Consider the following 24,010-nt stretch of genomic DNA (forward strand, 5'->3'; position numbering starts at 1 on the left):
GTATGAATTAGGAAGCCCATCGGTGACATCCCCCTTTGCCAAAACAGTCACCCTGGCCATAACCGGCGCCTCCGGCGCCCAGTACGGCCTGCGTCTGCTGCAATGCCTGCTGGCTGCCGACTGCCGGGTCTGGCTGTTGCTCTCCGATGCGGCCAAAGTGGTGATCGACACCGAGACCGACTGCCGATTGCCGCAGGGGGACGAGGAACTGGAGAAATTCTTCCACCGCCGCTTCGATGCCCGCGAGGGCCAGTTGCAGGTGTTCGGCAAGCGGGACTGGTTTTCCCCGGTGGCCTCCGGTTCCGGCAGTGCTGCGTCTATGGTGATCTGCCCAGCCAGCGGCGGCACCCTGTCGGCGATCGCTTGCGGGGCCTCCAACAACCTGGTCGAACGCGCGGCGGATGTGGCGTTGAAAGAACGCCGGCAGCTGATCCTGGTGCCGAGGGAGGCGCCTTACTCGGAAATCCACCTGGAAAATATGCTCAAGCTCACGCGCATGGGCGCGGTGATACTGCCGGCCAGCCCCGGCTTCTATCAAAAACCGCAGTCGGTGGAAGACCTGGTGGACTTCGTGGTGGCGCGGCTGCTGGACCAGCTGGGCATTGAACAGAAACTACTGCCCAAATGGGGGGAAGTGTGAAAGCTACAGTAATCATTCACTACTGCGTGCAATGCAACTGGATGCTGCGCGCCAGCTGGATGGCCCAGGAGCTGCTCTACACCTTTGCCGACGACCTGGAGCAGGTGGCGCTCAAACCGGGCAGCGGCGGAGTGTTTGAAATTTTCGTCGACGACCAGTTGATCTGGGAGCGTGTGCGGGACGGCGGCTTTCCCGGCCCCAAGGAACTGAAAAAACGCGTGCGCGACCTATTGTTTCCGGAGCGCGACCTGGGTCATATCGACCGCTGATCGCGATTTCGTCATACCGGCGAAAGCCGGAATCCAGGTCCACCAAACTGGATACCGGCTTTCGCCGGTATGACGACCCAATAAGCAGTTGAATCAAACCGATAGGGGCGAGCCCTGTATTCGCCCGATCGACGCCGGAGCGAACACAGAATTCGCCCCGGTATTTTTAAAAATAGTAAGCGAAATCCTATGTTGTCAGCTTTAAAGACCTGCTACGAAAAACTGGTAATTGAGCACCCGAAAACCGTGTTGGTGATCGTCGCGCTGCTCACTTTGGTCGCGGCCGCGGGGTTGCCGCGCTTCAAGCTGGACGCCTCCGCCGATTCCCTTACCCTGGAAACCGACGACTCCCTGGATTACTTCCGCGAGATCGCCGAGCGCTATTCCTCCGGCGACTTTCTGGTGGTCACCTATCGCTACAAAAACGGCGACCTGTTCGACGACGACTCCCTGGCCACCCTGCGACGCCTGCGCGATGAACTGGCGCAAGTGGAAGGCATAACCAGTGTACAGACCATTCTCGATGTTCCGCTGCTGTACAGCCCCAAACCGGCGATCGCCGATATCGCCGACGGCATCCGCACCCTGTCCACCCCAGGTACGGACAGAAAGCTGGCGCGCCAGGAATTTCTCTCCAGTCCCATCTACCGCGAACTGATCCTGAGCCCGGACGGCCAGACCACCGCGCTGCTGCTCAACCTGGAACTGGACCGCCGCGGCCTGGAACTGGTGCGCGAGCGCGACGCCCTGCGCCGCAAACGCAATAGTGATGAAGGGTTGAGCGGGGAAGAGGCCGCGCGCCTGGAAGAGGTCAGTGCCACTTACCTGCAGCATCGCACCCAGGGGGAGCAGCGCTCCCGCGAGCGGGTGGAAGAGGTTCGCGAAATCCTCACAGGTTACAAGGGCAACGCCGAGCTGTTCCTCGGCGGTGTATCGATGATCACCGCCGATATGGTCTCCTTTATCAAGAGCGACCTGGTGGTCTTCGGCAGCGGTATCCTGCTGTTTATTATCGTCACCCTGCTGGTTATTTTCCGGCAGGCGCGCTGGGTTCTGTTGCCCCTGACTACCTGCGTGGTCACCGCGGTGACGATGCTGGGCCTGCTCAGTTGGTTGGACTGGCGCCTCACGGTCATCTCTGCCAACTTCGTCGCCCTGCTGCTGATCATCACCCTGGCCATCACCATTCACCTGGCGGTGCGCTACCGCGAGTTTGCCGCGCAGAACCCCGACTGGGATCGCCGGCGGCTGGTGATGGAGACGGTCCAGTTTATGGCCAAGCCCTGTCTGTACACCGCGCTGACCACCATGGTGGCCTTCATGTCGTTGGTGGTGAGCGGCATCCGCCCGGTGATCGACTTTGGCTGGATGATGACCATCGGCGTGACCCTGGCGCTGGTGCTGTCGTTCGCAATTATTCCCGCGGCACTGATGTTGCTGCGCAAGCGTACCGACGGCGTCGGCGAAGACAACTCCGGAGTTTTCACCCTGATTTTTTCCCGCTTCGCCGAGCGGCGCCGCGGCATTGTGCTCGGTGTCTCGCTGCTGGCGGCGGTGATCAGCGTCGTGGGTATCTCCATGTTGAAGGTGGAAAACCGCTTTATCGACTACTTCGACAAATCCACGGAAATTTACCAGGGCATGCAGGTGATCGATCAGCGTCTGGGGGGTACCGTGACCCTGGATATCATTCTGGATAAACCGGAGGAAGAGGTTCCGGCATTCGAGGGCGAGGAGGATCCCTTCGCCATGGATACCGCGGACGACGGCTTTGCCGAGGAAGACCCGTTTGCCGCCGAGGATCCGTTCGGCGGGGAAGGGGAAACAGTGGAAAGCAGCTACTGGTTCACCGTCGCCGGGCTGGCGAAAATCGAGCAACTGCACGATTTCCTGGAGCAGCAGCCGGAAATCGGCAAGGTGCAGTCCCTGGCCACCCTGTACAAGGTGGCGCGGGATTTAAACGACGGCCCTCTCAACGATTTCGAACTGGCAGTGGCGCGCACCAGCCTGCCGGAAGAGATCAACGATGTGTTGGTGGACCCCTATCTGTCCGTCGAACACCACCAGGCGCGCGTCACCCTGCGCGCCATGGAAACCGATCCCAACCTGCGTCGCGAGGAACTGATCCAGCGGATCTACGACTACGCGGAAAACGAAATGGGCATAACGCCGGAATATATACACCAGACCGGCCTGCTGGTGCTCTACAACAATATGCTGCAGAGCCTGTTCAAGTCGCAGATACTCACCTTGGGCGCGGTGTTCGTGGGCATCCTGCTGATGTTCCTGGTGCTGTTCCGCTCCCTGTCCCTGGCAATTATCGCTTTGGTGCCGAACATGCTCGCCGCTTGCGTGGTGCTCGGCGGCATGGGCCTGGCCGGGGTTCCGCTGGACATGATGACCATCACCATCGCCGCGATCACTGTGGGCATCGGTGTGGATCACGCGATCCACTACCTCTACCGCTTCCGCGCCGAGTTCGAAAAGGACGGCGATTACCTGGCCACCATGCACCGCAGCCATGCCACCATAGGCCGCGCCATGTTCTACACCGCGATCACCATTATCGCCGGCTTCTCCATCCTGGCCCTGTCCAAGTTCGTGCCGTCCATCTACTTCGGCCTGCTCACTGCACTGGCCATGTCCGCGGCACTGCTGGGATCGCTGACTCTGTTGCCACTGCTGTTGCTGCTGTTCAAGCCGCTGGGGGTTTCAGAAGATAAAAAGGAGAAGTCAGAGGACAGCGTTGCCTGCAACGCATGACCGGAAAGGGCTGCCTTATGAGGCAGCCCTTTTTGTAGGAGCTACTGTCGGCTTTTTTATTCGCTGCGGTCGGTAACCTCGATCAGGTGATAGCCAAACTGGGTCTTCACCGGCCCCAGCACCTTGTTCAAGTCGCCGGAAAATACCACCTTGTCGAATTCCGGCACCATCTGCCCCTGGCTGAATTCCCCCAGCTCTCCGCCGGAGCGGCCGGAGGGGCATTTGGAGTGTTCCTGGGCGATGATGCCGAAGTCGGCGCCCTCTTCGATCTGTTTTTTCAGCTTGAGGCACTCTTCTTCGTTTTCCACCAGGATGTGGCGGGCTGTGGCCTTTGGCATGGGTTTTCTCCAATAAAATGGGCCGATGGTACCGGCCGGGAATTGTCGTTTACGGAGAGCAGCTTAGCGCGGCTGTCACTGGCCCGCCAGAGCGGCAAAGGTATTGCACTTGGTTACGTCGCCGCTGTTGAAGCCCTGTTTGAACCAGTAGACCCGCTGTTTGGCGCTGCCGTGGGTGAAGGCGTCGGGGGATACCGCGCGCCCGGTGCGTTTCTGCAGGCGGTCGTCGCCCACCGCCGAGGCGGCGGCCAGGCCCTCCTCCAGGTCGCCCGGTTCCAGCATCTGACGGTCGCGGTTGGCGTAGTAGGCCCAGACGCCGGCGAAGCAGTCCGCCTGCAATTCCAGCATTACCGACAGCCGATTCGCAGTGGCCTTGTCCGACTGCGTGCGGGCCTGTTGTACCTTTTGGGTTGTACCCAACAGGTTCTGCACATGGTGGCCCACTTCGTGGGCAATGACGTAGCCGAAGGCGAAATCCCCCGGCGCGCCCAGCTGTTTCAGGTCGTTGAGAAAATTCAGGTCCAGGTAGACCTTTCTGTCGTCGGGGCAGTAGAAAGGGCCCACCGCGGCGGTATTGAGACCACAGGCGGAGCGCACGGTGTCGTGGTAGAGCACCAATTTGGGCGGCTGGTACTGGATGCCGGCGGTCTGGAACAGCTGGTCCCAGGTGTCCTCGGTGTCCGCCAGTACCACGGAAACGAAATCGGCGATCTCGTTGCCGGGGGTGCCCGGCTGGCCGGGCTGTTCGGTACTCAGGGGTGGGGGCTGGCCGCCGCCGGGCAAGTGGTCCAAGCCGTCGCTGAAATAATAAATGGCGACGATAACGCCGAGGATCAGCCAGCCCTTTTTACTGCGCAGCAGCAGGGGGGCCAGGGCGAAAAGATTTCCCAATCCGTTGCCCGAGCGCGGGGACTGGCCGCGGCGGTCTTCGATATTCTCGCTTCTGCGGCCCTGGCGCCAGCGCATAGGGGACTCCAAAAGGGATTCTCCGAAAAGTTTAGACCAGTTGGCATACAATTCTTTTCTATAAGAGCCTGTTTGAAGTCTCGATAACTGAGACCTAGTGCAGGGGCCGGATGCGGGGCCTCCTTCCGGAACACGCTGTGAATACATCCCTGTACGCTCTCCGCGGTCATCCATGGCCGCAGAAGGTCCCGGAAGGAGGTCCCGCACCCGGCCCGGCACGCTCAGTGCAAGACTCCAAACAGGCTCTAAGAAGTCGCGCCCCGCGCGAATGATAACTTGGAGTTTGGACGACTGGATCGGGAGTACCACTTTTGCCACAGATTCCCCTTTTTCCTCTCGGTATGGCGCTGTTTCCCGGTGTCACTCTGCCCCTGCGCATTTTCGAACAGCGCTATCTGCGCTTGGTGACGGAGACACTGAAGACGGACAGTGGCTTTGGCGTGGCGCTGATTCGCAAGGGGCGGGAAGTGGGGCGCGCTTCGGTTTGGCCGGTGGGGCTCACTGTGCAGATCGTCGACTGGAGCCAGGGGGAAGAGGGGTTGCTGCATATCCAGGTGCGCGGGGGGCGGCGCTTCCGGATACTGGAAACCCACCGCGCGGAGGATGGCCTGTTGATCGGCGACGAAGTGGAATGGCTGCCGGACGAGCCGGACAGGCCGGTGCCCGCGAACTGCGACGGCCTGCTCGAAGTATTGCGGGAGTTGAAGCAACACGCGGCCATGCTTTCCCTGCAGTTCGCCCCGGTGGACAGTGCCGACGCGCTGTCCTGGCAACTGGCGCAACTGCTGCCGCTGGAGGATCGGGTGCGCGTGGAACTGCTGGCCACCTCGGATCCCCTGGAGCGCTTGGCCACTATCGCCGCCAGCCTGGATCGCTGGAGTCGCGAATAAGCCCCTGTGGCCCGGTGAATCCGCGGCCCGGTGGGGTATACTGCGCGGCCGACCCACAGCGCGGCACAAGGATGTGCCGCCGCTGGCCGAAGGCCAGCGCGAGTCCGGGAAATACCAGCAGATCCCCGCAACTGCGAAGCCCATCCATGGGCTTCGCCCTGCGGGTCAGCTAAAGCTGACCAAAATCGCTCCAGGCGATTTTGTGCGCCAGTATTTCACGGACGACCGGTTAAATAGGTAAGGACGACCTATTTAACCGATAGGTTAAAAAGCACGGAGAGAGTTGGAGTGAACAGTAGCGCCGCGAATACCAGTGAACAGCAATCCACTCAAGCCAGACTGGAAGAGATGGGCCGCGCCGCCCGCGAGGCATCGAGACGGATGGCGCAGGCGGATACCGCCACCAAGAACCGCGCACTTCATGCCATTGCCGAACAACTGGACGTCCGCCGCGATCAGATCGCCGAGGCCAACGACCGGGACATGAAGGCGGGGCGCGACAATGGCCTGGACGCGGCGCTGCTGGACCGGCTCGAACTCACCGGCGAGCGGATCGACGGGATGATCGACGGCCTTCACCAGATTGCCGAACTGCCGGACCCGGTGGGCGAGGTCGACGATCTCAAATACCGCCCCAGCGGTATCCAGGTGGGCAAGATGCGCGTGCCCCTGGGGGTGGTGGGCATCATCTACGAATCCCGCCCCAACGTGACTATCGACGCCGCCAGCTTATGCCTGAAATCCGGCAACGCCACCATTTTGCGCGGCGGCAGTGAGGCATTGCACTCCAACGGCGCCATCGCCGCCTGCATCGCCGCCGGGCTGAAAGAGGCAGGGCTGCCGGAGACCGCGGTACAGGTGGTGGACACCACTGACCGCGCCGCCGTAGGGGCGCTGATCAGCATGCCGGAATACGTGGACGTGATAGTGCCCCGCGGTGGCCCCAGCCTGATCGAGCGGGTCAGCCGCGATGCGCGGGTGCCGGTGATCAAGCACCTGCACGGCGTCTGCCACGTATATATCGACGACCGCGCGGACCTGCAAAAAGCTTTCGATATCGCGCTGAATGCCAAGACCCACCGCTACGGCGTGTGCAACGCCATGGAGAGCCTGCTGGTGGCGGAGGGCGTCGCCGAGGATATACTGCCGAAGCTGGCGCAGGCCTATCGCGAGAAGGGCGTGGAGCTGCGCGGCTGCGAGCGGACGCGCAAGATCCTCGAGGACTGTAACCCCGCCGCCGAGGCGGATTGGAGCGAGGAATACCTGGCGCCGGTGCTGTCCATCCGCATCGTCGGGGATATGGATGCCGCCATGGACCATATCGCCCGCTACGGCTCCGGCCACACCGAAGCCATCGTCACCGAGGATTACAGCCGCGCGCGGCGCTTCCTCGCCGAGGTGGACTCCAGCTCGGTAATGGTCAACGCCTCCACCCGCTTTGCGGACGGCTTCGAGTACGGCCTGGGGGCGGAGATCGGCATCAGCACCGACAAGATCCACGCCCGCGGCCCGGTGGGGCTGGAGGGGTTGACCTCGCAGAAGTGGATAGTGCTGGGGGATGGGCATATTCGCCAATGAGCTGGTCCGGAGATGTGGCTCTTTTCGGGGGCACCGGGAGGGATATCCCTTTCCGGGACACGCTGTGAATACATCCTTGTACGCTCGTAATCGGCATCCATGCCTCATACGGTCCCGGAAAGGGATATCCCTCCCGGCGCTGTGCCGGGCTGCAAAGTTTGTACTCCGGAACCCGCTCCATGGATAGTAAGCTACACACCATCGCCCTGTTCGGCGGCACCTTCGACCCTGTGCACTTCGGCCACCTGCGTATGGCCCTGGAGCTTCGCGAGGCGTTGGGGGTCGACGAGATGCGCATTCTACCCAGCCGACAGCCGCGCCATCGGGAGAGCCCGGGGGTATCGGCGGAACACCGCCGGCAGATGCTGGCGCTTGCGCTGGCGGGCGGTGGGGAACTGCAACTGGACGAACGCGAACTCCTGCGCCCCGGCCCCACTTACACGGTGGATACGCTGGAGGAACTGCGCGGGGAACTGGGGGAGGAAGTATCCATCAGCTTCTGCATGGGGCTGGATTCGCTGCTCACCCTGCCCAGTTGGCACCGCTGGGAGCGGCTGCTGGAGCTGGCCCACCTGGTGGTGGTCGCCCGCCCGGGCTGGCGGCTGCCCGGGGAAGGAGAGGTGGCGGAACTGCTGGAGAGGCACGGCGGTGGGGTAGGGCAACTGCACCGGGAGCCCTGCGGGCGCCTGGTGGTGCGGGAGCAGACACTGCTGCCGATATCCGCCACCGGTATCCGCCAACTGATCGCCGCTGGCCGGTCGCCGCGCTACCTGCTGCCGGATGCGGTATTGGAATATATTGAAAACAATCAACTCTATCGAACGGCCACTGAAAACGGCCGATAAAAAGGTGTTATGACGAATATCAAAGATATCGCCCTGGCGGCACTGGAAGATCTCAAGGGCAAGGACATCGTCGCCCTGGACGTCTCGGAAATGAGCGATGTGATGGACACCTTGGTGATCTGCACCGGTACTTCCAACCGCCAGGTGAAGTCCCTGGCGGACAACGTGGTGGAGGAGGGCAAGAAAGCCGGAGTCCGTCCCATCGGCGTCGAGGGCAAGGAGCAGGGCGAGTGGGTGTTGGTGGACTACGGGGACCTGGTGGTGCACGTAATGCTGGCGGATGTGCGCAGCTTCTATGACCTGGAGAAGCTCTGGTCGCTTACGCCCTCCGGGAGGCAGTAAATGCGCAGCGCATATCCGCCCCGCGTATCCCGCGTATAGAGATTGATGAAAATCCGTATTCTCGCCGCCGGTGGCAAGATGCCGAGCTGGGTGCAGGAAGGCTATGCCGAGTACGCCAAGCGGTTGCCCCGGGAAATAGTTCTGGAAATGGTGGAAATCCCCCTGGGCCAGCGCGGCCAGAAAAGCTCGCCAGCGCTGGTGGAAAAAGCCCGCCAGAAGGAAGGCGAGGCGATGCTGGCGGCGCTGGCGCCGCGCGACCATGTAGTCGCGCTGGACGTGAAGGGCAAGCCCTGGAGCACGGAGCAGCTGTCCCGGCAACTGGCGGACTGGCAGATGCTGGGCGAAAACGTCAGCCTGCTGATCGGGGGGCCAGACGGCCTGGCGCCCGATTGCCTGGCGCGCGCCCGGCAGCGCTGGTCCCTGTCGCCGCTCACTTTGCCCCACCCGTTGGTACGGGTGGTGCTGGCGGAACAGCTGTACCGCGCCTGGACACTGCTCGCCGGGCACCCGTATCACAAATAATGCGGACAAATTTGTCTGGAACAAATTTGCACAGCCGAAGGCTGCCCGCAACGCGGGCGGGGCACAGGGATGTGCCTCGTGAATGCGGTGGTTTCGCTCTTTATTCCGCATTCCGCATTCATCATTCCGCATTAAACCTGTACACTCTGTAATCAATTTACGCGCCAAATCTCCAGTCACTCCATGCACGATCTGCACTTCAAAGACCACCTCACCGAGCAGCGGCTGTTCCGCAACCGCATGCTGGTGGCGCTCGTGGGGGTGGCGGTGTTGCTGGGGGTGCTGGTGGCGCGCCTCTACAACCTGCAGGTGGTCAACTATGACGACTACCGCACCCAGTCCGACGAGAACCGCATCCAGGTGCGCCCCGTGGCGCCCACCCGCGGGCTGATCTACGACCGCAACGGCGCCCTGCTGGCGGACAACCGCCCCAGTTATACCCTGGCCATCGTCCACGAGCGGATCCGCAACATGGACGCCACCCTGGAGCTGCTCGGCCAGTTGGTGCGCCTGGAAGACAGCGACGTACAGAAATTCCGCAAGCGCCTGCAGCGGCGGCGGCCGTTCGAGCCGATACCGCTGCGATTTCGCCTCAACGAGGACGAAATCGCGCGCATCAGCGTCAACGAGTTCCGCCTGCCCGGCGTGTCCGTGGAAGCGGAACTGGTGCGCTACTACCCCCTCGCCGACCTCTTCGCCCACAGCGTGGGCTACGTGGGCCGCATCAGCGAGCGCGATCTGGCCCAGTTCAGCGAAGAGGACGTGCGCCGCTACAGCGGTACCCAGAGCATCGGCAAGGTGGGGCTGGAACGCTCCTACGAGGACCTGCTGCTGGGCGAGGTGGGTTACGAGAATGTGGAGACCAACGCCCGCGGGCGAGTGCTGCGGGTACTGGAGCGCCACGACCCCAAGCCGGGCACGGAACTGACCCTGCACCTCGATGCGCGCCTGCAGAAAGTGGCCACCGAGGCATTGGGGGACAACCGCGGCGCGGTGGTGGCCATCGATGTGAACACCGGCGGCGTGCTGGCGTTCGTCAGCAAGCCGTCCTTCGACCCCAACCTGTTCGTCACCGGGATCAGCTTCAACGACTATCGCGCGCTCAGCGACTCTCTCGACGTGCCGCTGTTCAATCGCGCCCTGCAGGGGCAGTACCCCCCGGGCTCCACCCTCAAGCCGATGATGGGCCTGGGGGGGCTGGCCGACGGGGTGGTCACCGCCGAAACCACCATCAAGGATCCGGGGTTCTACCGGCTGCCCAACGATACCCGGCGCTATCGGGACTGGAAACGCTGGGGCCACGGTGACAAGGTGGACTTGATCCAGGCGCTGACGGAGAGCTGCGACGTCTACTTCTACGATATGGCCCACAAGTGGAACATCGACCGCATGCACGATATCGCCAGCCGCTTCGGCCTGGGGGCGAAAACCGGTATCGATCTGCCGGTGGAGCGCCCCGGCCTCTTCCCCTCGCGGGCGTGGAAGCGCGGTGCCCGCGGCCTGCCCTGGTTCCCCGGGGACAGCCTGAACGCGGTGCTGGGGCAGGGTTTCGTGCTGGCCACGCCCCTGCAACTGGCGGTGATGACCGCCACCCTGGCCAACCGCGGCACCCACTACAAACCCCAGGTGGTGATGGCGGTGGACGGCGTGGAGCAGCCTCCGGAAGTGCTGCACCACGTGGAGGCCAGGCCGGAGCACTGGAAACTGGTGTTCGAGGGGATGGAATCCGTGGTCAACAGCCCCAAGGGTACCGGCAAGAAGGCTGGTGCGGGGCTGGATTTTCGAGTCGCCGGCAAGTCCGGCACCGCCCAGGTGGTGGGCATCGCCCAGGGCGAGCGCTACGACTCCGAGGCATTGAAAGAGCGCCACCGGGACCACGCACTGTTTGTGGCCTTCGCGCCGGTGGACGATCCGCAGATCGCGGTGGCGGTGCTGGTGGAGAACGGCGAGGGCGGCGGCGCGGTGGCCGCACCGGTGGCCCGGGAGCTGTTTTTCGACTGGATGTCGCGCCCGATGGAAAACACCGTGCGCGCCGCCGAAGCAGACGACGAGGAGGTGAGCCGTGGCTAGTCGCGATTACATGCACCGGCTGCCGGATTCCCACGGCGGTCTCTCCCGTCCGGCGAGCCTGTCGCGCCGCTGGCATATCGATGTGCCCCTGCTGCTGCTGTTGATGCTGCTCTCCGGCGTGGGCCTGACAGTGCTGTACAGCGCCGCCGGCGGCGAAGTGCACTACGTGCGCCGCCAGGCGGTGTTCCTGGCGCTGGCTTTCGTGGTGATGTTCGTCGCCGCCCAGGTGCCGCTGGATATGTACCGGCGTTGGTCGCCCTGGCTCTATGCGGGCGGTTGCGGTCTGCTGGTGGCGGTGTTGTTTATGGGAGTGGGGGCCAAGGGCGCGCAGCGCTGGTTGGAGATCGCTGGATTCCGCTTTCAGCCCTCAGAGGCGCTGAAACTGGCGGTTCCCCTGTCTGTGGCCGCCTTTCTGCACAGCAGGCCCATGCCGCCGTCTTTTCTCACCGTACTGGGGGCGCTGGCCATTGTCGCAGTGCCGGCGGTGCTGATTGTCCGCCAGCCGGACCTGGGGACCGCCATTTTGATCGCCGCCTCCGGCCTGTTCGCGCTCTATCTGGCGGGACTCAGTTGGAAGATGATCGGCGGCGCACTGGTGGCGCTGGTCGCAGCTGCCTGGCCCATGTGGGAGTGGGGGCTGCGGGATTACCAGCGCCAGCGCATTCTCACCCTGTTCAATCCAGATGCCGATCGCCTTGGCGCCGGCTGGAATATCTTCCAGTCCAAGGCGGCGATCGGCTCCGGAGGGCTGTATGGCAAGGGTTACATGCAGGGCACCCAGTCGCAGCTGGACTTTTTGCCGGAGAGCCACACGGATTTTATTATCGCAGTGCTGGGAGAGGAGTGGGGGCTGCGCGGTGCGCTGCTTCTGTTGGCGCTGTATCTGCTGATCGTTGCCCGGGGCATCTATATTAGCTTTATGGCCCAGGATGTCTTCGGCCGTCTCTTGGCGGGGAGTATAACCCTCACTTTCTTTGTCTATGTATTTGTGAATATCGGCATGGTCACCGGCTTGCTGCCGGTGGTCGGCGTGCCCCTGCCCCTGGTGAGCCACGGCGGCACCTCGGCGGTCACCTTGATGGCGGGCTTTGGTATTCTGATGGCCATTGGCACAGAGAGGCGCAGGGTGTCGTTTTAGAGCGATAAAAATCCGGAAGTTGTAGAGAAGCATTATGAGAACAGGAGCGGTTGTTTTGAAGTGGACCACAGGACTACTGGCCGGAATGGGGTTGATACTTGCGGCCTGCGCCCAGGAACCCGGTCACGGCGATAACCCGAGCGCCAGGGAATTCGTGGATTACATGGTGGCCGAGCACGAGTTCGATCGCGAGGAACTTATCGAGCTGATGCGCGAGGCCCGGTTGAAAGAGTCCATTCTCAAGGCCATCAAGCGCCCGGCGGAAAAGGCCAAGCCCTGGTACGAATACCGCGAACTGTTCGTCACCCCCCAGAGCATCGCCGGTGGGGTGGATTTCTGGGACAGGAACGCCAAGACGCTGGAAAAAGCCGAGAAGAAATACGGCGTGCCGGCGGAGATGATCGTCGCCATTATCGGTATCGAAACCCGCTATGGCGGCAACATGGGCAGCTACCGAGTGCTGGACGCCCTGGCCACCCTGGCCTTCAACTATCCCCGCCGCGCCCCGTTCTTCACCAAAGAGCTGGAAAACTACCTTCTGCTCACCCGTGAACAGGGGGTGGACCCCACTGCGCTCGTGGGTTCCTATGCCGGTGCCATGGGGTTCGGCCAGTTTATGCCCTCCAGCTACCGCGCCTTCGCGGTGGACTTCAATGGTGACGGCCGGGTGGATATCTGGACAGACACCACTGATGCCATCGGCAGTGTGGCCAACTATTTTGCCGAGCACGGCTGGAAGCCCGGGGAGCCGGTCACTGTATTGAGCCAGCCGCGTCCCAACGCCGACATGACCCTCGTGAACGACTCCCTGGACCTGAACTGGACCGTGGGCGAACTGGCGGAAAAAGGCTTTCCCACCACCGCCCAGGTGGAGGCGGACACGGCCGCCAATGTTTTCTCTCTGCAGTTGAAGAAAGGCAAGCAGTACTGGATCGGCCTGAACAACTTCTATGTGATCACCCGCTACAACCGCAGTCGCCTCTATGCCATGGCGGCTTATGAATTGGGCCGGGAGATCGTCAAGGCCCGCGGCGGCAAGCCGTAAGGTATTCCCGGGAGCGCCGGGCTCCAGCTCGGCTTGCGGGCCGCGGGCCCGCTCGGAAAAACTGTGGCGTGGGTCATGTCGAATTCACCGCTGCCCGTTTAAACTGAACCTTTTCCTGCTTCGATAATCCATAGAACCTGATTTTAAAAACCATTCCTGATAACAATGGCTTTGGGACGCGGAGTTTTTGTACCGCGCGCCGGGGGGAAGCATGTACAAGAACAACGCCCGCCTGGGTGCGGGATTGATCCTTCTATTGCTTGCGGGTTGCGGTGGCCAGCAGAGCAAGCCCGCAAAACCCGCGGGGGATATGGTCAGAGATAGCGGCCCGCCGGTGCCGGTGGATATGCTGGCGGCACCGGAACCCACGCCGGTGCGCGAGCCGGTGGGTGTGGCCGGCAACAAATCCCCCTACGTCGTCAACGGGGTTACCTACAAGGTTCGCAACGGCGCCCAAGGCTATCGGGAGCAGGGGCACGCCTCCTGGTACGGTACCAAGTTCCACGGCAGGCGCACTGCCAATGGCGAGGTCTACAATATGTATGCCATGTCCGCCGCGCACAAAACTCTTCCGCTGCCCAGCTACGCCAAGGTCACCAACCTGGAAAACGGCCGCAGCGTGATCGTGCGGATTAACGATCGCGGCCCATTCGTCCCGGGCCGCATTATCGATTTGAGTTACACTGCCGCGCAGAAACTCGGCTACATCAACAAGGGTGTGACCCGGGTGGAAGTGGTGGCGCTGGACCCGGAGACACTGCCGACGGCGGGAGAAACGCTGGCGGTGGAAAAAGACGTTTCCGCGCGGGAAGCCCTGGCGGAAGATGCCAGCTTCAAGCTGCCCGCGAATACCTTCCTGCAGGTGGGTGCCTACGGCAGCCCTTCCCAGGCAGACAAGGTGCGCGGGCGGGTATCGGCTGTTGTCGACTATCCTGTATCGGTCAGTCCCGTTGAGCGCGCGGGCAAAACGCTCTACCGTGTACGCATCGGGCCCATCTCCCAGCAGCGGGCGCTGGTGGCGCTGCGGGAATCGGTGGAAAAGAACCGGCTCGGCCAGCCTCAGGTGGTTTACGACTAGAAGCTATCTCCAACAAAATACGAGGAATTCAAAGAGACAACTGCCCATGATCAAACGCCTTATCGCCTGCACCCTCCTGTTTATCTGCGCCGCACTGGCCCAGGCTGAACAGTCGCTGATTCCCGCGCCACCACAGCTGGCCGCCACCGCCTATATATTGGTCGACGCGCACACCGGACAAGTGCTGGTGGAGCACGACGCCGACAAGCAGGTCCCCCCGGCCAGCCTGACCAAAATGATGACCGCCTACATAGTGTCGGAAGAGATCGAGAAGGGCAGTATCAAAGAGACCGACCAGGTGCGCATCTCCGAAAAGGCCTGGCGCAAGGGCGGCTCCAAGATGTTTGTCAAAGTTGGAAACAAGGTGCCGGTCATCGACCTGCTGCGCGGCGTGATCGTGCAGTCCGGCAACGACGCCAGCATCGCCCTGGCGGAGCATGTCTCCGGCAGTGAGGAAGTGTTCGCCGAGGTGATGAACCAGCAGGCGGAACTGCTGGGTATGCGCGACACCCATTTCGTCAACGCCACCGGCTGGCCGGCGGAGGGACATCTCACCACCGCCCGCGACCTGGCCACCCTGGCCCGGGCGGTGATTGCCGATCATCCCCAGCACTACGACATCTACTCGGAGAAGTATTTCAGCTACGCCGGGATCAACCAGCCCAACCGCAACAGGCTGTTGTGGCGGGATCCCTCGGTGGATGGCCTCAAGACTGGCCACACGGAGGCGGCGGGCTACTGCCTGGTGGCCTCCGCGGTGAAGCGCGGCATGCGCCTTATCGCCGTAGTGCTGGGCACCGACAGCGATGAGAAGCGCGCGGCTGAGACCCAGAAGCTTCTCGCCTACGGTTTCCGTTACTTCCAGACCCACAAGGTGTACAGCAAGGACGACATACTGCAGACCGAGCGCGTCTGGGGCGGCAAGTCCGCCCAGGTGGGTATCTCGGTCCAGGAAGACGTCTTCGTCACCATCCCCCGTGGCGGCGAGGAGAACATCAAGGCCGACCTGATCATCGACGGCGAGCTGGAAGCGCCGCTGGAGAAGGGCCAGCCGGTGGGCAAGGTCGTGGTCACCCTGGACGGCGAAACCGTGGCCGACATACCCGCGGTGGCCGCCGAGGAAGTGGAAAAGGCCGGCTTCTTCAAGCGTATCTGGGATTCGATCAAGCGTTTCGTGATGGGCCTCTTTAGTTGAATGCGGAATGATGAATGATGAATGCGAACAAATCTGTCGGGAACAGATTTGCGCAGCCGGAGGCTGCCCCGAAGGGGTGAAGCACAGGGATGTACTTCATGAATACGCGGTCTGACATAGTGCCGTGGGGATGTGCTCCTTGGCCGCGATCGATCACTCGGAGTGACCGATAGAGCGATCGTGGCCACACCTCTCCCACACCCAGATACTATTCCGCATTCCGCATTCCGCATTCATCATTCCCTCCCTCCGCTGTATAATCCCGGCCCGACACGCACACGGGCGTGCCCGACGAGAGCGGTATGAGCGAAGATTCCAAAGATCCCCAAGTGCCCCCCAAAATCGAATTCCCCTGCGAGGACTACCCCGTCAAGGTCGTGCGCGATTCCGATGACCAGGTGCACGAATTCGTTCTGGAAGTGATGCGCCGCCACGCGCCGGATCTGGACGAGGAGCGCATCACCCTGCGCGAGAGCCGCAACGGCAGGTTTACCTCCGTGACCTTCTTTATCGTCGCCACAGGCGAGCCGCAGCTGCAGGCACTGTTCGAGGAACTGAAGGCTCACCCGTCCGTGCATATGGTGCTCTGATGACCACCGTAAGAGAGCTGGGCAGGCGCGGCTATGAGACCGTGTGGCGCGCCATGTCCCACTATACCGATACCCGCGATGCCGACAGCCCGGACGAGATCTGGTGTGTGGAGCACGAGCCGGTGTTCACCCAGGGGCAGGCGGGCAGGGCGGAGCACCTGCTGAATCCCGGCGATATCCCGGTAGTGCAGGTGGATCGCGGCGGGCAGGTGACCTACCACGGCCCCGGTCAACTGGTGGTCTATCCGCTGCTGGATCTTAAGCGCGCCAAAGTGGGTGTGCGCGAGCTGGTTACCGCTCTGGAGAGCGCCACAGTAGCCATGCTGGCGGAGTTCGGCATTCGGGCCGCGCCCCGCGCCGATGCACCGGGCGTCTACCTGAGCGAAGGCCCCCGTGCCGGCAACAAGGTCGCCTCCATCGGCTTGCGCGTGCGCCGCGGTTGCAGCTTTCACGGCATCGCCATCAATATCGATATGGACCTGGCGCCCTTCCTGCGCATCAACCCCTGCGGCTACGCGGGCCTGCAGATGGTGCAGGTGGCGGAGCTGGTCCAACCGGTGCCCGGCTGGCGGGCGGTGGCGGAAATCTATGTGCGCGAATTACTGGGCACCTTGAACTTGTCCGAGGCCCACTGGGAAACGGCGGACGAAAGCATTTTTACGGCGTGCAGCGCCGCAAAGGAAACGAGCAATGGCTGAGAGACCCGATCTGGTACCGGTAAAACGCACGCGCCGCTTACAGCAGGGCGAAAAATTGCGCGACGGCGATAAAGTTGAACGCATCCCGGTCAAGGTGATCGCCAGCGACAACCTGCTGCGCAAGCCGGACTGGATTCGCGTGAAAGTGCCCGCCTCCAAGGAGGTGGACCGTATCAAGAGCATTTTGCGCTCGCAGAAACTCGCCACCGTGTGCGAGGAGGCCAGCTGCCCGAACCTGGGTGAGTGTTTCAGCGGCGGCACCGCGACGTTCATGATCATGGGCGAGATCTGCACCCGCCGCTGCCCCTTCTGCGACGTCGGCCACGGCAAACCCCTGCCACTCGATCCGGAAGAGCCCCAACATTTGGCCGAGGCCATCTCCGCCATGGGCCTGCGCTACGTGGTGATCACCTCCGTGGATCGGGACGACCTGCGCGACGGCGGCGCCCAGCACTTCGCCGAGTGTATCAAGCGTTCCCGCGAAATGTCCCCGAACCTGCAGGTGGAAATTCTCACCCCGGATTTCCGCGGGCGTATGGACGTGGCCCTGGATATTCTCGAAGCCGAGGCCCCGGACGTGTTCAACCACAACCTGGAAACCGTCCCCCGCCTGTACCGCGAATCCCGCCCCGGTGCCAACTACAAGTGGTCGCTGAAACTGCTGCAGGAATACAAGAAGCGCCGCCCGGACGTGCTCACCAAATCCGGCCTGATGGTGGGCCTGGGCGAAGAGAAGGAGGAGATCTTCGCCGTGCTGGACGATATGCGCGCGCACGATATCGACATGCTCACCATCGGCCAGTACCTGCAACCGAGCAAGGAACACCTGCCGGTGCAGCGCTACGTGCACCCGGACGAATTCGAAGAGTACCGCCGCTACGCCGAACAGATCGGCTTCAAACACGCCGCCTGTGGGCCGCTGGTACGCTCTTCTTATCATGCCGACAAGCAGGCGCACGGAGAAAAGGTCAGTTGAGTTACAACCCTCTACTTCGATAAATGTTATGCACGTCGATGGGTTGTACTGAAGGTCTCAGCTCGAGAATCAGGGAGTTTCCCGCTGACGGTCTCTACTGGCGTGTGAACTGGACTGGGCTGCCGAAAGGAATCGTAAGATTTCTTTGGCACTCCATTTTCAGGTAATCATCAGCCCGCCCCTTGCCTCACCAAAACTCATTCTGTTTGCACTACGGGTATACTGTGTCTCGGTATATCCCGCTAAGTCTTTCTCAACAAGAATTATCATGCATTTTGGTATAAGTTCGCTTTTTTACAGAGTTTGATGACGTATTAATACAATAAAAATAATTAAATCTATATTCGATTTTTGACGCAGGGCTGTCATGTTATTTTATACGTCTATATATCAATGAAATGTTGACAAATATTTCGCAATAAAATGAAATTGTGGGTGCGTATTCGAGGTTTTCGATACGTATACAGGGATAAATTCTTTCCCGAATTTTTAGCATATGGAAAAAGGAAATTCAGATGGATCAGGATGTCAAAGAGAAAACCGTATCGACCAGTCAGCATGATTTAACGGAAAGTCAAAAGAAGGAACTTTCTGCACTTTCAAAAGCGACATATGATTCCGAAGTTAAGCGCTACCAGACATTGATAAGTAAAGATCAAAAGCTTGCTAGTGTTTTGTGCGGTTGTTATCCGCCGCCCCCACCCCCGCAGTGCTGTCCAGTAGATATGTGCGGTTGCTTCTGTCTTTCCTCGTGTGGATCTCATTCCTGCGGGTGTGGGGAGTGGGACGAATATGTCAGTATCACCTGCAGTGGGGGAACATGGGGTCCAGAGGGCAGTCCTCCTCTTCGTTTTAATTTTAACGGGTACGTTGAGGCAACAATTCCTGCCCCGGTAACTATTGATGAAGAGCTTCAGTTCTTTGGCTACATTGATAGCTCCGCAAGTATTTATGGGAACAACAGAAAAATCAGGCTGCTTGTGTCCCGTCCCAACATTGTGTCAATCATGATTTATGGTGACTACGGCAGGCCGATAGGCACTATTTCTGCTCATTCACCCTATCAATTTAGCTCAGGCTTCGCTGCCATGGGATCCGCTAATATTTCAAGTTAGGACGGCAATCGTTTATCTATTAGACGATTGCACCTTACAATGGAATATGTGCCATTGCCAATGGCAGTGCATAAAAACACAGAGCCGGCGTCACGCCGGCTCTGTGCTGTTTGATGGCTCGGTATTGATTGTTACCGGGTCGATTCACTTGGTACCGCTGTATTACAGTCGGGGCCGAAACACCTTCTTCAGGTTGATCACAAGATAGCCTTGGACGGGATCGGCGGGGGGCGGAGTGGATAATCGCAAATTGCTCTCCGTTGAACATTTCCCCGATTTTAGCCTACTGTTGTCTGTATCCCATGGAAAAGCCCCTGCACCTGTCCAGGAGGAAGTAACGATGACTGTTGGCAACCGACCCGGATCACTGGCGCTGATCATTGGCGCCCTGCTGGTGTGGTCCAGCGTGTCCCCGGCCCATCACGGCTGGGGCTGGGCCACGGATGAAGAGTTTGAAATCACCGGTACCATTACCGACGTACGCCTGGGAAATCCCCACGGCGAAGTGACCATTGAGGTGGATGGCTCGGAGTGGGTGATTGAAGTCGGGCAGCCGTGGCGTAACAAGCGGGCGGGGTTGAAGGACGAACTGCTCAGCGTAGGCCGCGAGATCACCGTACATGGGCATCGCTCCGCCCGGAAGGGCCAGCGCCTGGTGAAGGCGGAGCGCGTGGTGATCGATGGCGAGGATTACAACCTCTACCCGGGACGTGACTCCTGACGACTCGCTGAGCCGTCTCATGGAGCCCTGGCTGATTGCCCTGGAAAGCTCCGGGATAGCCACGACACTGCGTAACTCAGTGTGGCTGTATCCGCTGGTCAACACCGGCCATGTCCTTGGGGTGGCCCTACTGTTTGGCGGTATCGTGCCATTGGATCTGCGTCTGCTGGGCCTGTGGCGCAACCTGCCCCTGGCTCCACTATGGCAGGTGTTGCGGATCACGTCCGCGGCAGGGTTGGCGGTCGCGGTGGTTTGCGGGACCCTGCTGTTTTCCACCCGCGCCACCGAATACGCGGTCTCTCCCTGGTTCCAGGCCAAGATGCTGGTGGTACTGCTGGCCGTCACTAACGCACTCTGGTTGGCTTGGTATACGCGGGTTGGTGGACCGTGGAAAGCCGACGTCGCCAGACTGCCGGCGGCCATTTCACTGGTGGCCTGGGGGGCGGCGCTTTGCCTGGGGCGGCTGCTGGGGTATTTCTGATTACCGGACGTCAACTGCCCGACAGGTGTTCCTCCAACTCAGTCCGGAACGCCGCCTGTACCTCCATTTTCCCCGAAGTGGCAGGAAACTGGTGGGCATATTTGCCGATGCCACCTTCCAACGAGAATCACCACAGTTACACATCTTCTTCCTCCCGCCCACCGCGGGGTGAAGTCAGCGTGGCGGCATTTCCTTCCAGCATAGAGGCCCACAGTATTGACTTTAAAAATGGGCCGAAACACAATCATTATTGTAGTACTAATAATATTAATTTGGGTTTCCTATTCTTACGCTGGCCATCTTCAATGAAATGCTGAGCGCCAAGCTGAAACTGCATTCAAGAATTGGCTGTTTCATCCAGTATGCCGGGCCGTGTTACCTAATCGGTTTCAGCTCGAAATTCTGATACATCAAGTCTCTTGTTTTTCGGAGGTAAACTGCCGGGCAATATAAAAACACTGCGTTTTTTCTCATGCCATCGATATTTTTTATTAAGGATAATGCAACGGTGAATGAAGGAGCTTTTATGAAAACCCTGATCACGCGCAGTCTTCTTTTGTTTTTGATGTTAACAACATTCTCTTCTGTGGCAGATATTGCCAATGGACGTTACGCCATCGTTTCCCGTCTTAGTGGTCTTGCGCTGGACGTGGCCAGCCAAAGCACCAATAACGGCGCAAATATCCAGCAATGGTCCTATCACCACGGTACCAACCAGCAGTTTGATATTACCGATTTGGGTAACGGCTACTACAGCATACGGCCGGCGCACAGCGCTAAATCTCTGGATGTCTGGGATCTTTCGACAGAAAGTGGTGGTGAAATTCGCCAATACTCTTACGTCGGAACAAACAATCAGCAGTGGCAAATCAATGAGCTCGGCAATGGATATGTGAGCATTATTTCCCGGCACAGTGGCAAGGCGCTGGATGTATGGGAACACAGCACCAGCAACGGCGGTGATATTCGCCAGTACACCTATTACGGTACCCACAATCAACAGTTCGAGCTAGTACAGGCGAGAGATATGTACCCGGAAACGGAGAACCTGTCCCTGGTCTGGTCGGAAGAATTTGGCTATACCGGACTGCCCGATACCGCCTATTGGGGCTACGAAGAGGGGCTGGTGCGCAATAACGAAGCCCAGTACTACACGGTCGCACGACCGGATAACGCCTGGGTGGAAAACGGCGTATTGACCATCACCGCTCACCGAGAGGATTACGAAGGCGCCGCCTACACGTCGGCCAGCCTCAAAACTTCCGAAAAAGTGGACTGGACTTACGGCCGATTTGAAATGCGCGCAAAAATCGACGTCCGGGACGGTATGTGGCCGGCGTTCTGGATGCTCGGTTACGGAAAATGGCCGGAAAATGGCGAGATCGATATTATGGAATACTACCAGAATAAAATTCTGGCCAATGTCGCCTGGAAGGCCGATAACTCGGATCCCTGGTCTGCCGCCTGGGATTCCTCTTCCCGGTCACTCTCCTCACTAAGAGATATCAATCCCAACTGGGAAAACGAGTTCCATGTATGGACGATGGACTGGAATGCAAACACAATCCGTCTTTATGTGGACGGTGCGCTAATGAATGAAACCGATTTAAGCAATGTGGCAAATCCCGATGGCAGCAACCCCTTTGTCGACAGCCCCAAGTATATGCTTGTCAATCTGGCGATAGGTGGCAATAACGGAGGGGACCCCAGCAACACCGAGTTCCCGGCAAAGTATGAGGTGGATTATATAAGGGTGTACCAGTAGAACCGAGCTGGGACTCGGCGTTGCCGGGACGCGACCCCGGGACTTGCAGATGCTCTATTTCAAGTTCTTATTGGCTCGTCATACCGGCGCAGGCCGGTATCCAGGTGGCATCTGGGTTCCGGCCTGCGCCGGAACGACGAAAGCGCCCGGGCGAACCTTGTGTTCGCCCGGGCGGCCCGCAGGCCCGCTTGCCGAGCTGGAGCTCGGCGTTCCCGGGGGGGGGCTCCTACCGTTCTCCTCCACTTAACTAATACATCTTCTTCGCCAGCAACAGAAACGCTCCCGTCGCAAAGGGCTAAGTATTCCGACCATCAGCCTCTGGGCGATTCCCGAGCGAGGGCGAAGCCGATAAAAGCATTGTCGCTGGTGTCTCGAGCGTTGTGGGTTTCAGGGGCCGGTAGCTTTGGTATCGTCATCAGCGGCCCCGCGACGTTGGTGATTTTCCCTGACCGGCCCCCAGATCAACAGGCTCAGCGGCGAGGGTTTGGCGTCGCTGCCAGTGCTGTCATCGCCATCCAGCTGCGCCACCGGTTGCAACAGCAGTTGGGCCTGTTTCATCCGCTGCCACTGCGCCGGATCGATCGACGGTTCCCAGGCGCCGACGTTTTTCTCCGTGAGATAGCGGAAATGCCACTTCGGCCTGTGCAGGTCGTCCAGGGAGGCGGCCAGCACGCGGCCGCCTCGGCTGTCGTCGCGGTAGATCAGGTGGGCGCCCTTGTCCTTCCCGGATTCCACCAGCAGCGCTGCGCGTGATATTGGCGGACGTTTGGTGCCGTGCCCCCGCAATGTGAAATCCTCTCCCGCTTCAGGCCCCGGGATTGTGTGCCAGCCGCGCTCGTCCCGGTAGACGAGATTGAAGCGGGGGCGGGCTATCTTCTCCGGTGACCAGTAGGAAGCGATAACAGGCTGGCCCCGATGATTCGCGTCCACCGCGGGCGGGTTCATCAGGTTGCGGTTTTGTGGGATAGCGGCGGCAACTTCGGCGCGGGCTTGTGTGATCGGCAGTTTATAGTCACTGCCATCGCTGCGCTGCCAACTTTTGCCCCCGTCGTCGGAGCGGGCGTAGAGCAGGTCGTGGTTGCTGGCCACGTCCGGGGTTTCCCGCCAATTCCAGGCCAGATGTAGACGACCGTTTTTATCAATGCTCATGTCCCAGTAGGCGCTGCGTTGGGATTCACCGTCGATCAGGTTGCTCTGGCGCCGGGACCACTTCTGCTGTTCAGCGGCGTAATGGTTGAGCACCAGGCGGCCATTGCCGGAGCCCCCGTCCCGGTAGAGGAACAACAGGTTGCCGTCCGCGAGCCGGAAAAACTGCGGATAGGTCACGCTCCGTTCCGCCTCGCCGACCATAGCGCTCGGCTCGCCCATGATCAGGCTGCCCGGTTCGACGCTGCGGCTGTAGTTGAGGGGGGTGTTGTGGTGACCCCAGGCCAGGTGCAGGTAACCCCGCCCGTCCACCACAAGGCTGATGGTGTTGTGGGCGTCCTTCAGGTCGGTGGTGAATTCGGTGGGGTGGATTTGCCAGCTGTCCTCATCCCGGCGGCGCTTGGCCAGCAAGAGCCGGCCGTCGGCGCCGTAGAAGCCTGCGTACTGGTGCACATCGTCCGTATAGAGTGTCTGGCGACTGCCGGCGACCACGTTTATCGAACTGCCGGCATAGGCTTTGTCCGTCAGCGGAATCTGCCGGGCGCCGACTTCGGTCGGGCCGGGGATTCCGGCAGTTGCCTGTACCTGGCCTGCAGCCAGTAGAAGAGCGGACAGAGCGATAAGTGGGATTTTCATGGTTTCTTTTTTCGAAATTTATCGCGGTAGAAGCGCCCGTCGCCATGACGAATTGAACCGGGGGCCGTTACGCTATTTGTAGGATGGGCACAAATCGGCAGGATTGCCGATTTGGACGCCGCAGGCGCCCGCGAAGCGGGCGAGCGCCAGGGATGGCGCGAGTCAACGGAGCGCAGCGACGTGCCCATCATTTGGCCGATGGG

23 protein-coding genes are annotated in these 24,010 nt (G+C 60.6%); 20 read left to right on the forward strand and 3 right to left on the reverse strand.

Annotated elements, in window-relative coordinates:
• Nucleotides 1-22 precede the first annotated feature (22 nt).
• The 3 genes from PP263_RS22295 to PP263_RS22305 all read left to right on the forward strand — a co-directional run bounded on the left by PP263_RS22295 (nt 23) and on the right by PP263_RS22305 (nt 3,672).
• Complete coding sequence (locus PP263_RS22295; protein ID WP_308366274.1) at nt 23-640, forward strand: flavin prenyltransferase UbiX; 618 nt, start codon at nt 23-25, stop codon at nt 638-640.
• A complete protein-coding gene (locus PP263_RS22300; RefSeq protein ID WP_308366275.1) occupies nt 625-909 on the forward strand; it encodes a SelT/SelW/SelH family protein in 285 nt (94 codons plus the stop codon). The genes PP263_RS22295 and PP263_RS22300 overlap by 16 nt, the downstream gene beginning before the upstream one ends.
• Nucleotides 910-1,098: 189 nt before the next feature.
• A complete protein-coding gene (locus PP263_RS22305) occupies nt 1,099-3,672 on the forward strand; it encodes an MMPL family transporter (protein ID WP_308366276.1) in 2,574 nt (857 codons plus the stop codon).
• 56 nt (nt 3,673-3,728) lie between these two features.
• Here PP263_RS22305 and PP263_RS22310 read toward each other — a convergent pair whose 3' ends face one another.
• Together PP263_RS22310 and PP263_RS22315 are read right to left on the reverse strand one after the other, a co-directional pair.
• A complete protein-coding gene (locus tag PP263_RS22310) occupies nt 3,729-4,010 on the reverse strand; it encodes a peptidylprolyl isomerase (protein ID WP_183459440.1) in 282 nt (93 codons plus the stop codon).
• 75 nt (nt 4,011-4,085) lie between these two features.
• Nucleotides 4,086-4,976, reverse strand: coding sequence for a neutral zinc metallopeptidase (locus PP263_RS22315; RefSeq protein ID WP_308366277.1), 891 nt, complete (start codon nt 4,974-4,976; stop codon nt 4,086-4,088).
• Between the two features lie 311 nt (nt 4,977-5,287).
• Here PP263_RS22315 and PP263_RS22320 point away from each other — a divergent pair, with 311 nt between their 5' ends.
• The 17 genes from PP263_RS22320 (at nt 5,288) to PP263_RS22400 (ending at nt 22,025) form a co-directional block, all read left to right on the forward strand.
• On the forward strand, nt 5,288-5,866 hold the full coding sequence (locus tag PP263_RS22320; protein ID WP_308366278.1) for an LON peptidase substrate-binding domain-containing protein: 579 nt from the start codon (nt 5,288-5,290) through the stop codon (nt 5,864-5,866).
• A 288-nt stretch (nt 5,867-6,154) separates the two neighbouring features.
• Nucleotides 6,155-7,444 (forward strand): glutamate-5-semialdehyde dehydrogenase, encoded by a 1,290-nt coding sequence (locus PP263_RS22325; RefSeq protein WP_308366279.1) that lies wholly within the window; start codon nt 6,155-6,157, stop codon nt 7,442-7,444.
• 179 nt (nt 7,445-7,623) lie between these two features.
• Nucleotides 7,624-8,289, forward strand: a complete 666-nt coding sequence (nadD, locus tag PP263_RS22330) for a nicotinate-nucleotide adenylyltransferase (RefSeq protein ID WP_308366280.1) — start codon at nt 7,624-7,626, stop codon at nt 8,287-8,289.
• A 9-nt stretch (nt 8,290-8,298) separates the two neighbouring features.
• The gene (rsfS, locus tag PP263_RS22335) at nt 8,299-8,631 is read left to right on the forward strand and encodes a ribosome silencing factor (RefSeq protein ID WP_308366281.1); all 333 of its coding nucleotides are present in this window, start codon (nt 8,299-8,301) and stop codon (nt 8,629-8,631) included.
• A gap of 45 nt (nt 8,632-8,676) precedes the next feature.
• Nucleotides 8,677-9,153 carry a 23S rRNA (pseudouridine(1915)-N(3))-methyltransferase RlmH gene (gene rlmH / locus PP263_RS22340; RefSeq protein WP_308366282.1) on the forward strand — a complete coding sequence of 159 codons (477 nt, stop codon included), beginning with the start codon at nt 8,677-8,679 and terminating at the stop codon, nt 9,151-9,153.
• A 183-nt stretch (nt 9,154-9,336) separates the two neighbouring features.
• Entirely contained in the window at nt 9,337-11,223 is a 1,887-nt protein-coding gene (mrdA, locus tag PP263_RS22345) for a penicillin-binding protein 2 (RefSeq protein WP_308366283.1), read from the forward strand.
• Nucleotides 11,216-12,361, forward strand: coding sequence for a rod shape-determining protein RodA (gene rodA, locus PP263_RS22350; protein ID WP_308366284.1), 1,146 nt, complete (start codon nt 11,216-11,218; stop codon nt 12,359-12,361). The genes mrdA and rodA overlap by 8 nt, the downstream gene beginning before the upstream one ends.
• Before the next feature lie 55 nt (nt 12,362-12,416).
• Nucleotides 12,417-13,406: a lytic murein transglycosylase B gene (mltB, locus tag PP263_RS22355; RefSeq protein ID WP_308366285.1), complete on the forward strand. Its 990-nt coding sequence runs from the start codon at nt 12,417-12,419 to the stop codon at nt 13,404-13,406.
• A 211-nt stretch (nt 13,407-13,617) separates the two neighbouring features.
• A complete protein-coding gene (locus tag PP263_RS22360) occupies nt 13,618-14,484 on the forward strand; it encodes a septal ring lytic transglycosylase RlpA family protein (RefSeq protein ID WP_308366286.1) in 867 nt (288 codons plus the stop codon).
• 46 nt (nt 14,485-14,530) lie between these two features.
• Complete coding sequence (locus PP263_RS22365; protein ID WP_308366287.1) at nt 14,531-15,679, forward strand: D-alanyl-D-alanine carboxypeptidase family protein; 1,149 nt, start codon at nt 14,531-14,533, stop codon at nt 15,677-15,679.
• Nucleotides 15,680-15,981: 302 nt separating this feature from the next.
• Complete coding sequence (locus PP263_RS22370) at nt 15,982-16,269, forward strand: DUF493 family protein (protein ID WP_308366288.1); 288 nt, start codon at nt 15,982-15,984, stop codon at nt 16,267-16,269.
• Nucleotides 16,269-16,967: a lipoyl(octanoyl) transferase LipB gene (lipB, locus tag PP263_RS22375; RefSeq protein WP_308366289.1), complete on the forward strand. Its 699-nt coding sequence runs from the start codon at nt 16,269-16,271 to the stop codon at nt 16,965-16,967. Before PP263_RS22370 ends, lipB begins: the two co-directional genes overlap by 1 nt.
• Nucleotides 16,960-17,943, forward strand: a complete 984-nt coding sequence (gene lipA, locus PP263_RS22380) for a lipoyl synthase (protein WP_308366290.1) — start codon at nt 16,960-16,962, stop codon at nt 17,941-17,943. The genes lipB and lipA overlap by 8 nt, the downstream gene beginning before the upstream one ends.
• A 515-nt stretch (nt 17,944-18,458) precedes the next feature.
• On the forward strand, nt 18,459-19,058 hold the full coding sequence (locus tag PP263_RS22385) for a hypothetical protein (protein ID WP_308366291.1): 600 nt from the start codon (nt 18,459-18,461) through the stop codon (nt 19,056-19,058).
• 340 nt (nt 19,059-19,398) lie between these two features.
• Complete coding sequence (locus tag PP263_RS22390) at nt 19,399-19,779, forward strand: DUF6152 family protein (RefSeq protein WP_308366292.1); 381 nt, start codon at nt 19,399-19,401, stop codon at nt 19,777-19,779.
• On the forward strand, nt 19,739-20,260 hold the full coding sequence (locus PP263_RS22395; protein ID WP_308366293.1) for a hypothetical protein: 522 nt from the start codon (nt 19,739-19,741) through the stop codon (nt 20,258-20,260). The genes PP263_RS22390 and PP263_RS22395 overlap by 41 nt, the downstream gene beginning before the upstream one ends.
• A gap of 526 nt (nt 20,261-20,786) precedes the next feature.
• A complete protein-coding gene (locus PP263_RS22400; RefSeq protein ID WP_308366294.1) occupies nt 20,787-22,025 on the forward strand; it encodes an RICIN domain-containing protein in 1,239 nt (412 codons plus the stop codon).
• Nucleotides 22,026-22,412: 387 nt separating this feature from the next.
• Here PP263_RS22400 and PP263_RS22405 read toward each other — a convergent pair whose 3' ends face one another.
• Complete coding sequence (locus PP263_RS22405; RefSeq protein WP_308366295.1) at nt 22,413-23,807, reverse strand: BNR repeat-containing protein; 1,395 nt, start codon at nt 23,805-23,807, stop codon at nt 22,413-22,415.
• Between the last annotated feature and the right edge of the window lie 203 nt (nt 23,808-24,010).

The sequence above is a fragment of the Microbulbifer sp. TB1203 genome, from assembly GCF_030997045.1.
Classification (GTDB): Bacteria; Pseudomonadota; Gammaproteobacteria; order Pseudomonadales; family Cellvibrionaceae; genus Microbulbifer.